Here is a 14,801-nt window from a genome sequence, read left to right as displayed (position 1 = left end):
TGTTGAACACCAAAAGAACAAAAACAAACGCTTTGTGGAAAGTATTTATTTATGTTGATCAATCACTATTGGTGATTTTGGTGAAATGAATGCGAAAAGTAATCAGCCAATTGGGGTACTCCTATCATTATTTTGATGAAAGTAACTGAAATTTATCAAAATTGAAAATGTTTATCCAGTCCGTTGAGCCCTCATCTGCGCGTGTCGGTGATCGGGCAACGTCGGACTCTGCGAGTACCGACCTACAAGCGGACCGTTTTCCGATGTAGGGCGGCGGTCGAAAACCCCGACATTTGGTCGTTCCCCATGTAGGTCGGCGGTCGAAGACCCCGACATTTGCTTGTCATGCCTACAACCTCTTTCACGCAATCGCGGTGATGTTGCAACGTCGGACTCTGCGAGTAACGACCTGCGGGCTTCGCGTCCCATCCGGCGGTGTCAACGCGTGGAGAACGGGAGCAGGCAAATTTCGACACTTTCGGTGGATGTGTTTTCGCATTCGCATTCCTGCAGCCCCTCGGGGGTACAGGCTTGCGGGGAGGCGGTTTTGTCTACCGCCACTGCCACTGCCGCGGCCGATGCCGCTGAGCCGCTAGAGGCGGTTGTGGCAGCAGTGAGCCTTTGCGTGGACGATGCATTGGTGCCCGTACCCGAAAACCCGACCCAACTCAGGCGGGATGCCATCTTTGGGGGACCGCTGAGAAAGACAGGCCGAACCGCTGGCGTGGCGACAGTGCTGGGTGTGATGAGCAAGGCGGCGTTGACGATCTGGATGAGGTAGTTGTCCAGCACCGTGGCGCTGTTGGCAGGTGCTACGTTGAGCTGTGAGTTGTAGGTGCCAGCGGCAATGCCCGAAGCCAGGCCCGTGACCTTCACATCTTCGCCGGGCACAAAGCCAGACTGGGTGGCAGGCGCTTGTGTGAACACGGTGCCGTTGGACACAGCGGTGAGTGGGGCGACTGCAACGGTGGCTGCTTTGGGGGCAATCACCAGACGGCCCGCGACGAAGCTCAGCGCGTAGTTGTTGTCAGTGCCCGAGGCTGTGGCGCTGTACGTGCCTGCATGTTTGCCCGTGGCTCCTGCGCTCACGCCAGTCAGCACAGCAGCGGTTTCGCCATTGACCAGGCCGGTCGCGCTGAAGCCCGAAACCGTTTGAACGGTGCCGTTGTAGACCTTGCTCAAGTCGCTGTTGGCGGTCACCACGGCATCTTTTTGCGCAATGGTGGTCGCGCTGCCCACGCTGCCTGCCACCAGCTGGTAGTTGCCGGTCAGGCCGCCCGAGGCAGGGTCGTCGCTCAGTGTGGTGTTGGTCGTGCTGACGTTGACCGTGCGCAACCCGGCATTTTTGTCGTCAAACGAGCCCGTGGCTGTGACGCCCAGAGTTTCAGCGCCCACAAAACCAGTCAAGCCAACCTGCGTGATGACCGCCGAGGTGTTGCCGTCATAGGTTTTGCTGGCTGCGGTGATGCTGCTCAAGCTGATGGCCTTCTTGTCGATGTCGGCGGTGGTGCTGGCCTGATCGGTGACGGTGTAGTTGCCAAGATCCGCGCCGCCCAAGGTGTTGGTCAATGCGACGGTTTTGCCGGTGGCGGCGTTCTTGTCGCTGAAAGTGCCGGAGCTGCTCACCGTGATCGCATCGCCTGCAATTTGGTTGTTGAAAACAGCCGTGGCCACCGAGACTGTCGCGGCGTTCGTGCCGTCATAAGTCTTGTTGGCCGCCGTGATGCCGCTCAGGCTGATGGCCTTTTTGTCAATGTTGGCGGTGGTGCTGGTCTGGTCGGTGATGGTGTAGTTGCCCAGATCACCGCCGCCCAAGGTGTTGCTCAGGGTGACGGTCTTGCCTGTGGCCGCTGCCTTGTCGCTGAAGGTGCCGGAGCTGCTGACCGTGAGGTCATCGCCATAGATCTGGTTGTTGAACACAGCCGTGCCCACAGAGACGGTCGCCGCGTTGGTGCCGTCATAAGTCTTGTTGGCCGCCGTGATGCCGCTCAGGCTGATGGCCTTTTTGTCGATGTCGGCGGTGGTGCTGGCCTGATCGGTGACGGTGTAGTTGCCAAGATCCGCACCGCCCAAGGTGTTGGTCAAAGTGACGGTTTTGCCGGTAGCAGCTGCCTTGTCGCTGAAAGTGCCGGTGCTGGTGACCGTGAGGTCATCGCCCGCAACCTGATTGTTGAAAACCGCTGAGCCGAAGGCAACCGTCGCCGCGTTCGTGCCGTCATAAGTCTTGTTGGCCGCAGTGATGCCAGAAAGGCTGATGAACTTCTTGTCGATGTCGGCGGTGGTGCTGGCCTGATCGGTGACGGTGTAGTTGCCAAGATCCGCGCCGCCCAAGGTGTTGGTCAAAGTGACGGTTTTGCCTGTGGCCGCTGCCTTGTCGCTGAAAGTGCCGGAGCTGGTGACCGTGAGGTCATCGCCTGCAATTTGGTTGTTGAAAACAGCCGTGACCACCGAGACTGTCGCAGCGTTCGTGCCGTCATAAGTCTTGTTGGCCGCCGTGATGCCGCTCAGGCTGATGGCCTTTTTGTCAATGTTGGCTGTGGTGCTGGTCTGGTCGGTGATGGTGTAGTTGCCCAGATCACCGCCGCCCAAGGTGTTGCTCAGGGTGACGGTCTTGCCTGTGGCCGCTGCCTTGTCGCTGAAGGTGCCGGAGCTGCTGACCGTGAGGTCATCGCCATTGATCTGGTGATTGAAAACAGCCGTGCCCACAGAGACGGTCGCCGCGTTGGTGCCGTCATAAGTCTTGTTGGCCGCCGTGATGCCGCTCAGGCTGATGGCCTTTTTGTCGATGTCGGCCGTGGTGCTGGCCTGATCGGTGACGGTGTAGTTGCCCAGATCCGCGCCGCCCAAGGTGTTGGTCAAAGTGACGGTTTTGCCGGTGGCGGCTGTCTTGTCGCTGAAAGTGCCGGTGCTGGTGACCGTGAGGTCATCGCTGGCGATCAGACCATTGAAGACAGCGCTCGTGCCAGAGACTGTGGCAGTCGTGCTGCCGTCATAAGTCTTGTTGGCCGCGGTGATGCCGCTCAGGCTGATGGACTTCTTGGTGATGTTGGCGGTGGTGCTCGTGCTGGTGCTCGTCAGGTTGTAGTTGCCCGCATCGGTGCCGCTGATGGACAGGCCTGACACCGTGACCGTTTTGCCGTTGCCAACGTTCTTGGTGTCAAACGAAGCGCTGGTTTGTGCCAGCGTGAGGCTGTCGCCCGAAAGCTTGTCGCTGGAGAGCGAAGCTGTGGACGTGGTGTTGGCGTCATAGGTTTTGTCTGAAGCCGTGGCGCTAATCGTTAAATTTTTCTTGCTGATGTCAGCCTGGGTGGTCATCGCGCCGGTGGTGGTCAAGTTGTAGTTGGCCCAGTCGCCGCCGGTGCCCGTGACATTTGACTTGGTCAAAGAGGTGACGTCGGTCACGGTGACGGTTTTGTTGTTGCCCGCGTTCTTGTCGCTGAAGCTGCCTGTGCCAGCGATGGCCAGCGTTTCAGCGCCGACGCCGGTGCTGATGGCACCTGCGGTGATGCTGGCGGTGTCGTTGCCGTCATAAGTCTTGCTGGCCGCGGTGATGCTGCTCAGGGTGACATCTTTCTTGGCGATGTCTGCCTGGGTGGTCATGGCGCCGGTGGTGGTCAAGTTGTAGTTGGCCCAGTCGCCACCGGTGGCCAAGTCATTCGACTTGGTCAATGTGTTGACATCGGTCACCGTGACCGTTTTGTTGTTGCCCGCGTTCTTGTCGCTGAAGCTGCCCGAGCCACTGATGACCAGCGTTTCAAAGCCGACGCCGGTGGTGACGGCACCCGCAGTGATGCTGGCGGTGTCGTTGCCGTCATAAGTTTTGCTGGCCGCGGTGATGCTGCTCAGGGTGACATCTTTCTTGGCGATGTCTGCCTGGGTGGTCATCGCGACGGTGGTCAAGTTGTAGTTGGCCCAGTCGCCACCGGTGGCCAAGTCATTTGACTTGGTCAAGGTGCTGACATCGGCCACGGTGACCGTTTTGTTGTTGCCCGCGTTCTTGTCGCTGAAGCTGCCTGTGCCAGCGATGGCCAGCGTTTCAGAGCCGACGCCGGTGCTGATGGCACCTGCGGTGATGCTGGCGGTGTCGTTGCCGTCATAAGTCTTGCTGGCCGCGGTGATGCTGGTCAATGTGACCGCTTTGGGTGTGATGCTGCTCGCGCTGTTGCCCTGGCGCGTCACGGTGTAGTTACCGCCGCTGTTGCCGTCGCTCAGCGTCACGCTGTCCAGCGTGATGGTCTTGTTGCTCAACACAGCGCCGCTGGCATCGCGTGCAACATTTTTGTCGGTGTAGCTGATGCTCGCGCTGCTGACGGTGTCGCCCGTGATCAACTGGCCGCTGAGTGTGTCCAGGTCGGCCTGCGTGACGGTGAAGTCGGTATTGCCGTTGTAAGTCTTGCTCACCGGGCCTGCGACCAGCGTGACGGCCTTGGGTGTGATGCTGCCCGTGCCGGTGACGGTGCTCACGGTGAAGGCATAATTGCCTGCGTCAGCGCCGCCCAGGCTCAGGCCGGTGAAGGTGTAGTTGCGGCTGCCTGCGTTTTTGCTGTCAAAGCTGCCGCCTGTGCTGCTGGCGTTCACCACGTCAGCGGTCATGACACCGGTGGTGTTCAGGGCGCGGCCCGTCAAGGCCGTGCTGCCGTCATACACACGGCTCACGTCAGCCGCGCTGAGTGTCAACACCTTGGGCGCTATCGTCAGCACACCTGCGTTGACCACACGGTCATTGAAGTTCACATTGCTGGGCGGCGTGATGATCACGGATGAGGCATCGTAGGTGTAGTTGCCCACGTTCACAAAGCCACCGGTGGACAGCTTGCCGGTGCTGTCGATCAGGGTGGAGAACGCGACCGAGGTGCCCGTGCTGTCGGTGGCCTGCCAATTGCCATTGCCCAAAGCGGTCATGCTCAGATTGACCAGGCTGCCGACGTTGCAGTCGCCGCTCAGGCAATACTGGGCCGTGACCGCGTCGGCGCTGGCCCCGGCGGTGGTGCCGGTCAAGCTGCCATAGGTATAGGTCTTGCCGCCAATGCCAATCAGCAACTTGTCAGCAGGGGCCACGGTCAGCTTGCCTTTGGCGACGGTGACGGTGTAGTTGCCGTTGTTGGCCGTGGGTGCTGCGCTCAAGCCATACACGTCGGTGTAGGTGCCCGCCACGGGGTAGGTGGCGCCTGTGTAAGTGCGAGTGGGCGAACCCGTCAAGGCGGTCGCGGCCGTTTCGCCGTTGACAAAGCCGGTGTAGCTCAAACCGTTGTCGGTGGCCAGGCTGGCGTCTTGCGTCACAAAGGCCATGGTGTCATTGACCTTGACGGTCAAAGGCGCAGGCGTGATCTTGCCCACCAGACCGGTGGCCGAAGTGGGCAACTGGTAGTTGCTCAGTAAAGTGCCCGAAGCGGCCGCAAAGTCGCCAGCAGCCAGCGTGGCCGAAACCGAACCGGTGCCACTGTTGTCCGACGCGTTCTTGCTGGCATAGCTGCCATTGACCTGCGAGACGCTGGCGCCTTCGCTGCTTGCAAAGCCGGTCAGAGCAAAGTGGCTGTTGCTCAGGTTGGTGGCCGCTGTGGTGCCGTCATAGGTTTTTTCGACCGTGCCGGTCAGGGCTGCTTGCAAGGTGGCTTGGGTGATGTTGGCGGTGGTGGTGGCGGCACCCGTGGTGCTCAGTGTGTAGTTGGACCAGTCGCCGGTGCCATTGGCCTTGATCAGGACCGTGACATCAGTGACGTTGACGGTGATGCCGGTGGCGACATTTTTGTCAGCGAACACGCCTGTGCCCGTGACGCTCAAGGTTTCGCCCGCAGCGGTGCCGCTGATGACACCTGCCGTGATGGCGGCGGTGGTGGTGCCGTCATAGGTCTTGCTGGCGGCGCTGATGCTGTCCAAAGTCACCGACTTGGCCGTGAGGGTGGCTGTGTTTTTGCCTGCTGCCGCGATTGTCAAATCCGGCGCTTTGTAGTTGCTGGCCAGGCCGGTGCCGTCGGTCAGGGTGAGGGCATTGACATAGTTGCTGCTGTTGTCGGCCACGTTTTTGCTGGCGATGGTGGCACCGGTGTAGTTCAGGGTTTCGCTGCCCACGCCGGTGGTGATGCTCAGTTGCGTGCCATTGACTGTTGTCAAGCCGTCATAGGTTTTGGCAGCGGCCAGGCTGACTTCTTTTGGGCTGATGGTCAGGTCGCCGCTGGTGTAGGACACGCTATAGCCCAGGGCATTGAGATTGCTGCCGGTGCCGCCGGTGTCGCTGGCACTGATGACGTAAGGCGTGGCCGAGGCGTTTTTGGCAGTTTGGGAGGAGCCGCCATAGGTGGTGTTGGCCGTCACGGCCGCCAAGGTGTCCCCGTTGACCAGGCTGCCTGCGGCCAGGCTGTTGTTCAATGTGCCGCCGCTGAAGGTGTTGCCGTCATAGGTTTTGCTGGCGCTGTTGACCTGCACGGTGACCAGAGGTTGTTCGCGGTAGATGGCATGGGCACCCGCGCCGAGTGCTGTGGCGTAGTTGGTGGTGGTTTCGTCGCTGTTGTAGCGGTTGTTGCCCGCGACCACGCCCAGGCCTGTGCTGCCTGTCAGTGAGCCTGTTGCATAGGTGATGCGGCCGCCGGTGCCCACGTTCACGGCGCCACTGCCCGATAGGCTCACGTCGCCACCGGTGGCGGTGCCTGCGGCGGTCGATTTGCCTGCCACCAAAAACACGGCGGCGCTGGTGGCGTTGGTGGTGCTGATGGCTTGGGTGACGGCCAAGTTGCCGTCGGTGACCAGGTTGACGGTGCCGCCGGTCAGGCTGATGGTGTTGCCTACCGTCAGGTCGCTGGCCGCGCCGGTGAGGGTGGCTGACACATTGCCTGTGCCCGAGATGTTGTTGGCCACGGTGGTGGCCGCCGAGCGCACGTAGCTCAGGTTGGCGTTGTTGCTGAGCGTCACAGCCCCTGCGCCCAGCGTGCCGGTGCTGCCTGCGTTACCCACTTGCAAGGTGCCGCCGCTGACAGTGGTGGTGCCTGCATAGCTGTTGTCGGCGCTCAGTTGGGTGGTCCCTGTGCCGGTCTGGCTCAGGGTACCGGTGCCGCTGATGGCATTGGTCACCAGCAGGGTGTTGGAGCGGTTGAAGACCAGGCTGGCGTTGTCAACAACGGCACCGGTGCCCAGGGTGCCGGTGGTGCTGCCGCTGCCCACTTGCAAGGTGCCCGTGTTGATGGTGGTGGTGCCCGCGTAGCTGTTGTTGCCGGTCAGGATGGTCGTGCCAGTGCCCGACTGGGTCAGGGTGCCTGTGCCGCTGATGACATTGGCCACGGTGAGTGCGTTGCTGCGGTTGAACACCAAGGCGGCGTTGTCGGTGACCGCGCCTGTGCCCAGGGTGCCTGTGGTGCCGCCGTCACCCACTTGCAGCACGCCGCCGCTGATGGTCGTGACGCCGGTGTAGGTGTTGGTGCCGGTCAATGTTTGTGTGCCCGTGCCTGTTTTGCTCAGTCTGGCGGGGGCGCCGTTGGCATCTTGAATGACGCCGCTGAAAGTGCCCGAGCCATTGTTGACCCCCACGGTCAAGTTATAGGCGTAACCCGGAAAGCCTGAACTGACCGTGCCGCCCCCTGTCAGCGCATCCACAAAGATGTTGCCTTCAACACCCTGGAAGGTTGCACCGGTGGCGACATTCAGCGACGCTTTGTTGTTGGTCCAGACTTCATTGCCAAAGTTGGAGCCGATCAAGGTGCCGGCTTGCACGTCGATCAAGCCGCCGGTCATGGCAAACGTCGCAGAAGCCGAGCTCCAGGTCAGCGATCCTGCGCCTGTTTTTTGAAGCGTGCCGGTTCCGGTGAAGGTGTTGGTGGTGCTGTAGTTGGCGGAGCTGGAGGGCCTGACGTTGAAATTCAAGGTGGCGCCTGAAGCGATGTTGGCGGTGCCTGAGCCGATCTGGCCGTTGTTGGTGCCGTCGCCAATTTGCAGCATGCCTGTGGCCACGGTGGTGCCGCCGGTGTAGGTGTTGTTGCCCGTGAGCGTGGTGGTGCCTGTGCCCGATTGGGTCAGGGAACCCGAGCCACTGATGACGCTGGCCACGGACACCGCATCGCTGCGGTTGAACACCAAGGCGGCGTTGTCGGTGATGGCACCCGTGCCCAGGGTGCCGGTGGTGCCGCCGTTGCCCACTTGCAGCGTGCCGGTGCTGATGGTGGTGGTGCCGCTGTAGGTGTTGTTGGCCGTCAGCGTGGTGGTGCCTGTGCCCGCCTGGGTCAGGGCGCCAGTGCCGCTGATGGCGTTGGCCACCGTGATGGCATCGCTGCGGTTGAATGTCAAGGTGCCGTTGTCCACCACGGCCCCGGTGCCCAGCGTGCCTGTGGTGCCGCCATTGCCAATGCGCAAGATGCCCGAGCTGATGGTGGTGGTGCCTGTGTAGGTGTTGTTGCCCGTCAGCGTGATGGTGCCGACGCCAGCCTGAGAGGAAAACTCGATGTTTTTGTCGCCGCTGATCACCCCCGAGATGGTGCCCGTTATTCCGTTGCCATAGGTGGCAATGCGTGTGTTTGCGGCAGGGGTGATGTTGCCTGCGTAATTGACGCCGCCGACCATGCGCAAGGCGCCAATCAGGCCTGAGCCTTCGTTCCAGCCTGTGCCCGCCAGCGAGAGCGGGTTGTTGAGTGTGATACTGCCGTTCGCCAGCAATTGACCACCGCTGTTCACGGTGATGGGGGATGTGGCACCGACCTGGGTCGCGGCGCTGACGTTCAGGCGCGCCGAAGTGATGGAGATGTTGCCGGTGAAAGCGCTGTTGTTGGCAGACAGGCTATAGGAGCTTTGGTCTTGTACCCCGGTGCCCACAAAGTTGAGGTTGCCTGCGCCGGTGATGGCGTTGCTGATCGACACGGAGTTGTCAGACCGTCTAAAGCTCAGGTTGGCGTTGGCGGCCACCGATGCGGCACCCACACCCAAGGAGCCAATGGCGCCGCCGTTGCCGATTTGCAAGCTGCCGGTGTTGACGGTGGTGGTGCCCGCGTAGCTGTTGTTGCCCGCCAGGATGGTGGTGCCTGTGCCCGATTGCGCCAGGGTGCCCGAGCCGCCAATGCCGCTGTTGATCGTCAAGGTGTCCGAGCGGTTGAGGACCAAGCTGCTGTTGTTCTGAATGTTGCCGGTGCCCAGGTTGCCCGAGGTTCCACCGTTGCCCACTTGCAGCGTGCCCGCACTGATGGTGGTGGTGCCTTTGTAGTCATTGACGCCGTTGAGCGCGGCCGAATCGATCAGGGTCAGTGTGCCGCTTCCTGCTTGTGTCAGGCCGCCGTTGCCCGTGATTTTCAGTCCGACCGAGAGGTTGTCGCTGCGTCTGAAGCTCAAGGTGCCGTTGGTGGTGACGGTGGTGGCGGTGCCCAAGGTGCCGGTGGTGCCGCCATTGCCAATTTGCAAGGTGCCCGCGCTGATGGTGGTGGTGCCGCTCCAGTCGTTGTCTGCCGTCAGTGTGGTGGTTCCGCCTGAGCCCGCTTGGGTGACGCTGCCCGTGCCCGAGATTTTGGCGCTGACCACCAGCCCCGTATCGCCCCGGTTGAAGACCAGGGCCCCGGTGTTAAGGATGTCGCCCGTGCCCAAAGATCCGGTGCTGAAGCCGCTGCCCACTTGCAGCGTGCCGCTGCTGATGGTGGTGGTGCCCGCATAGGTGTTGTTGTTGGCCAGGATGGTGGTGCCGGTGCCTGCTTGGGTGATGGCACCGGTGCCGCTGATGACGCCGCCGACCCAGAGGGTGTCGCTGCGCCTGAAGAACAAAGAGGCGTTGTCAATGACTGCGCCCGTGCCCAATGTGCCCGTGGTGCCGCCGTCACCCACTTGCAAGATACCGCTGCTGATGGTGGTGGTGCCGCTGTAGGTGTTGGCACCCGTGAGCGTGGTGGTGCCCGTGCCTGATTGGGTCAAGGCACCCCCGCCGCTGATGGCTTGGCTGAGGGTGACGCCGTCTGAATGGTTGATGGCCAAGGTGCCGCTGTTCACGATGGCACCGGTGCCCAGGTTGCCTGCTGTGCCGCCATTGCCCACTTGCAAGGTGCCCGCGCTGATGGTGGTGGCGCCGCTGTAATCGTTGACGCCGTAAAGCGCTGCCGAGTCCAGCAGGGTCAAGGTGCCGGTGCCCGCTTGCGTGAGGCCTCCGGTGCCGGTGATTTTGAGGTCCGCAGAGATGTTGTCGCTGCGCTTGAAGGCCAGCGTGCCGTTGTCGGTGACGGTGGTCGAGGTGCCCAGCGTGCCGGTGGTGCCGCCGTTGCCCACTTGCAAGGTGCCCGCGCTGATGGTGGTGGCACCGCTCCAGTCGTTGTCCGCCGACAGGATGGTGGTGCCCGTGCCTGCTTGGGTGACGGTGCCGGTGCCCGAGATTTTGGCGCTGACCACCAGGCCCGCGTCGCTGCGGTTGAAGACCAGGGCCGCGTTGTCGGTGATGGCCCCGGTGCCGATGCTGCCCGAGGTGCCGCCGTTGCCAATTTGCAGTGTGCCAGCGTTGATGACCGTGGTGCCCGCGTAGTTGTTGGCACCGCTCAGGATTTGGGTGCCGGTGCCGTTTTTGACCAGGTTCACAAGCGGTGTGACGCCCACAATGGTGCCCGAGAAATTGCCGCTGCCGTTGTGGTTGCCGACGCTCACGGTGGTGGGCAAACTGCCCGTTGTGGTGATGGTGCCCGACCCGTTCAATGCATCAATGGTTTGGTCGCTGCCATTGAGAAGTCTGAAGTTGCCGTTGTTGGTCAGATTGGTGGTGCTGGGCAGGATGTATTTGGCGCTGGCTTGCAGCATGGTGCCAGAGCTGATGGTCACATCGCCCACAAAGTCGTTGGCCGAGATGCCGTTGCCTGTGAGCGTGCTCATGGTGATGCGCGTGCCCGAAAAGGTGATGTTGCCCGTGCCCGTGAACTGGCCATCGAGCGTGAACCGGTCTGCCGTGGCGTCGTTGATCAGGATGTCGCGGTAGAAGGTGACTTTGCTGTTGGCGCTTGTCCAGCCGCGATTGGCATCACCGGCAATGCCCACCGTGGTGCCCAAAGTGGCCGTGCCTGTGCCGTTGTTGGTGAAGGTGATGTCTCGGGTCAAGGGGCCAGAGGTGTTGTCCGGCACGCCCTTTTCCAGCAACAAGGCTACATTGTTGCTGCCGGTGTTGGTATCGCCCACCACAATGGCGCCAGCACCGGCCGTCCTGTTGTAATTGCCCCCGCCGTGGCCCAGCAACAGCGTGCCCTGGCTGACCGTGCTGCCGCCTGAAAAAGTGTTGGTGCCGTAGGTGGTGCCATTCACCGCAGTGAGGGAGAGCTGACCAGCGCCTGATTTGAGCAAGGAACCCGCGCCGCTGATGACGCCTGAAATGCTGCCCGCAGCGGGTGTGGTGACATGGAGCTGTGTGCCCACAGCGATGTTGCCTGCGGCGACCAAAGAGGTGCCGGAGCCGGTGCCGCCAGCGGTCAGTGTGACGGCTGCTGTGGCAGTGAGTTTGGCCGCAGAGCTGCTGATGTTGATGGCAGCGTCGGATGTGCCGGTGTTTTCGCCGTTGATGGTGATGTTGGCTGCTGACAAAGCTGCGGCACTGCTGATTACAACACCGCTGCCCGAAGTGCTTGCCTTCTTGCCGCTCAAAACGATCTGGCCACCGTCAGTCGCGGTGATGGTGCGCAGCGTTGGGTTGCTGGCCAGATTCGGGTCGCTGACTGCCAAGCCATCGGAGATTTGAACGCCTGAGCGGACAGTGGATGTGGACACACCCGTGCCTGCCGTGAAAACGCCCCCTGCGAACGTGCCGCCCGTGTTGTCGATGATCACGTTCTTGCCGCTGATGGCCGTAGAGGTCACCGTGTTGGGGACACCGTCTTGAATGAGGATCGAACCCTGATTGCTCTTGAGGGTGGTGTTACCGCCTGTAGATTCAAATGAAGATGCGCCGCCGATATAGCCTGGAGCGGCGGCACCTGACAAGTAAGCGGACGAATAAATCGAAATCGCGTCTGTGGCGGCGTTGTTGGTGGTGGCACTGACGGTAAGGTCCCCACCTGCCTTAGCTTGGACACCAGCCATGGTGATGGTGGTACTGGTGTTGGCAGCAGAGGCGTTGTTGGTGCCGGTGATGCTGAGGGTGCCACCTGCTGTGTAAGCGTTGACTCGGTTTTGCCAGCTGGTGGCGACGTGAGCAATGGCTGTGCCGGAGCCTGCGCCGTTCACGGTGCCGGTGATCGACAAATTGCCAGCTGCTGTGATGGTGTTGCCAATGAACGGGCCGAGGACGCTGTAAAAGCCGTAGCCCGTTTGGCCACTGGCGGTGTTGGCTGTGCCATTGATGGTGACGTTGTTGCCGTAAACGCGCACATTGCCGCTGTTGAACTGAACGCCAGCGTTGGCACCCGCACTTGTGCCGGTGATTGAAACATCAGCACCGCTGTTCAATGTACCCACCGAATTACTAACTAAGTAAACACCACTTCCGTTCGTGGTGGCCACGCCGTTGAGCGCGATGGATCCGCCGTTGGATTTGATGGTGCTAAAACCGTCAAATAAGGTAACGCCGTTACCTGTCCCCTGGCCTTTGATGGCCAAGGTGCCTGTATCGGCAGTGATCAAACCGCCTCGCATGAAGAAGCCCGCGTTCAAACTGGCATTGCTCGCGTCTTGCGTGCCTAAAGTGACGTTGCCCCGGGTCGTCAAGCTGGGGTTGGTGCTGCTGCCGCTAGTGGCACCAAAGCGGATACCGCTATAGCCTGTCACGGTGTGTGTGCCTTGCAGGGTCAAGCTGCCAGTGCCGCCGTCCAATGTGACGTTAGAGCCGTCGTTGAAAATAACCGCTGCAGTGAAGGCATCTGTTGCGCTGCTGCTGATGCCGCTGATCACGCTGCTGCCTGTACCGGTCGCCTTGAAGCTGCTGGTGCCAGAAAAAAGCATGCCTTGGTTCCATTGGGCAGAGCCGGTAGCAGTGCCTGTCACCGTGATGGTGTTGGCGGTGATGCCCGATCCATTGTTGAAGTTCACACCACGGCTGCCGGTGTTGGTGTTGCTGTTAGTGCCTGTGAGGATCACATGGCCATCGCCCGCATCAATCACGTTATTGAGAGTCAGGCCGCTGCGGTCGGTGACCGTAGCGGCATTGCCAGATGCGGTCATGGTGACGTCGAGCTTGCCCGTGGAGCTTGTATCGCCACTGGCTTTGCCAATACGTTGATTCACAGTGATGCCGTTGTCGGCATTGAGGGTCAGGCTGGCGTCGTTAGCGCCCGATTTGACGATGGCGGCGTTGACAAGAATATTGCCGTCGCCAGTGACTGCTGAGCCAGCACCTGTACCCGCCGTGTCTTTGTAGTCCGGTTGATTGACTTGATTGGCTGCAGTGGTGGCCACGGTCACGCTGGTGCCAGCATTCAAAGCTGTCGCAATGTCGGAGGCTTTGATCTTGGAGTAGCCGGTGGTGGCTTCAACTGCATCACCCGTGATGTCGATATTGTCCGGGTCCAGCAACCAGTCTTTGGCTTTGACGGAGATGCCGTCCACTTTCAAATCAGCGCCCGAAGTCTCCACAAATCCGCTCTTGCTCTCCAGCAGCGCGCCGCTCACATCGGTGCGCTGGGCCAGCACTCCGGTTTCTTCGTCACGCCCGATGATGATGTCGCCGCCTTTGCGCGCTTGGCCTTTGTCGTCTTTGCCGGTGCTGTTGGCGGTGATGGAGCCGTCCACCTTGATGGTGCCGCCGTCTGCCAGCAGGTGCACTGCGCCGCCTTGCTCGCCCGAGGTGTCAATGCTGCCGGACTGCAGCACGCTGGCCATGGCATGGCCTAGGACGCCACCTACTGCGGCAGCTTGCATATAGACCTGACCGCCTTCGGTGACGATGGTGCCGCCTTTCTGGTTGGCCACCGAGGCGTTGATGGCCGCAGGGCTCAGTTCCATCTTGATGCGGCCCGTGCCTGTCATGGGCAAGGTGATGGCATCGGCTGCGCCCAGAGCCACGTTGCCCTGGGGGGCGTAGATCTGGCCTTCGTTGCTCACACTGGCACCCAGCAGGGCCACATAGCCACCGGGGGCTGCTGTCAGTGTGCCTTGGTTGACGACTTCGCCGGTGGCCCCGTCGCGGGTGAAGCGCTTGCGCCCGGCCATGAAGTCGGCGTCTGAAATGTTGAGCGTGCTGGCCGTCAGGCCTGCGGCGCTGACCGAGCCGTCTTTGCCAAAAGTGACACCGTTGGGGTTGACCAAAACGACCTGACCATTGGCCGACATCTGGCCAAAGATCTGGCTGGGGGCCACACCGGTGACGCGGTTGAGCAGCACGGCCTGTGCGTTGGGCTGAATGATGTTGACTTTGGCATCTTTGCCAATATCAAAACTTTGCCAGTTGACGATGGCGCGAGCCGTGCTTTGCGCAATGGCCATGTTGGTGCCGCTTTGGCTGATGGCCGCTGCACCCTGGGCCACTTGGCCCCCCGTGGGCAGGGCGTTGTTGGCCGGGGCCGCCCAGGCCAAAGATACGAATGCAAATCCTAAATTCACCAAGCCCAGGTAACGAGCGCCGCCCACGGCACCGCGCCACAGTGGCACCTGACCAGCAACCCGGCCACCGGTCGCCTTGCCCTGGCCGCTGGTGTGTTCACCGACAGCGATCAATGCGCCCAAGCGTTGAGAGAAAACGGTCTTGAATAAATTCGAATTCATTTTTGAACACCAAAAGTGGACTTGATGGCGACTTGTGAAAATTATTTAATTAATTAACAAATGTCACTATTGTTGATTTTGGTGAAAACAACAGCAAAAGTAATCGCCCAATTGGGGTACTCCTGCTGTTTTTTTGATGAAATTATTGAAAATTCATCAAATGTGAAAGGTTGGTTAAA

At 60.9% G+C, this 14,801-nt stretch carries 1 protein-coding gene; it reads right to left on the bottom strand.

Annotated elements, in window-relative coordinates; translation table 11 throughout:
* Nucleotides 1-438 precede the first annotated feature (438 nt).
* Nucleotides 439-14,622, bottom strand: a complete 14,184-nt coding sequence (locus H663_RS21895; RefSeq protein WP_116695778.1) for a YDG domain-containing protein — start codon at nt 14,620-14,622, stop codon at nt 439-441.
* Between the last annotated feature and the right edge of the window lie 179 nt (nt 14,623-14,801).

Origin of the sequence: Limnohabitans planktonicus II-D5, assembly GCF_001270065.2 — a bacterium.
Lineage (GTDB): Bacteria > Pseudomonadota > Gammaproteobacteria > Burkholderiales > Burkholderiaceae_C > Limnohabitans_A > Limnohabitans_A planktonicus.
This window is presented reverse-complemented; position numbering and strand designations above follow the sequence as displayed.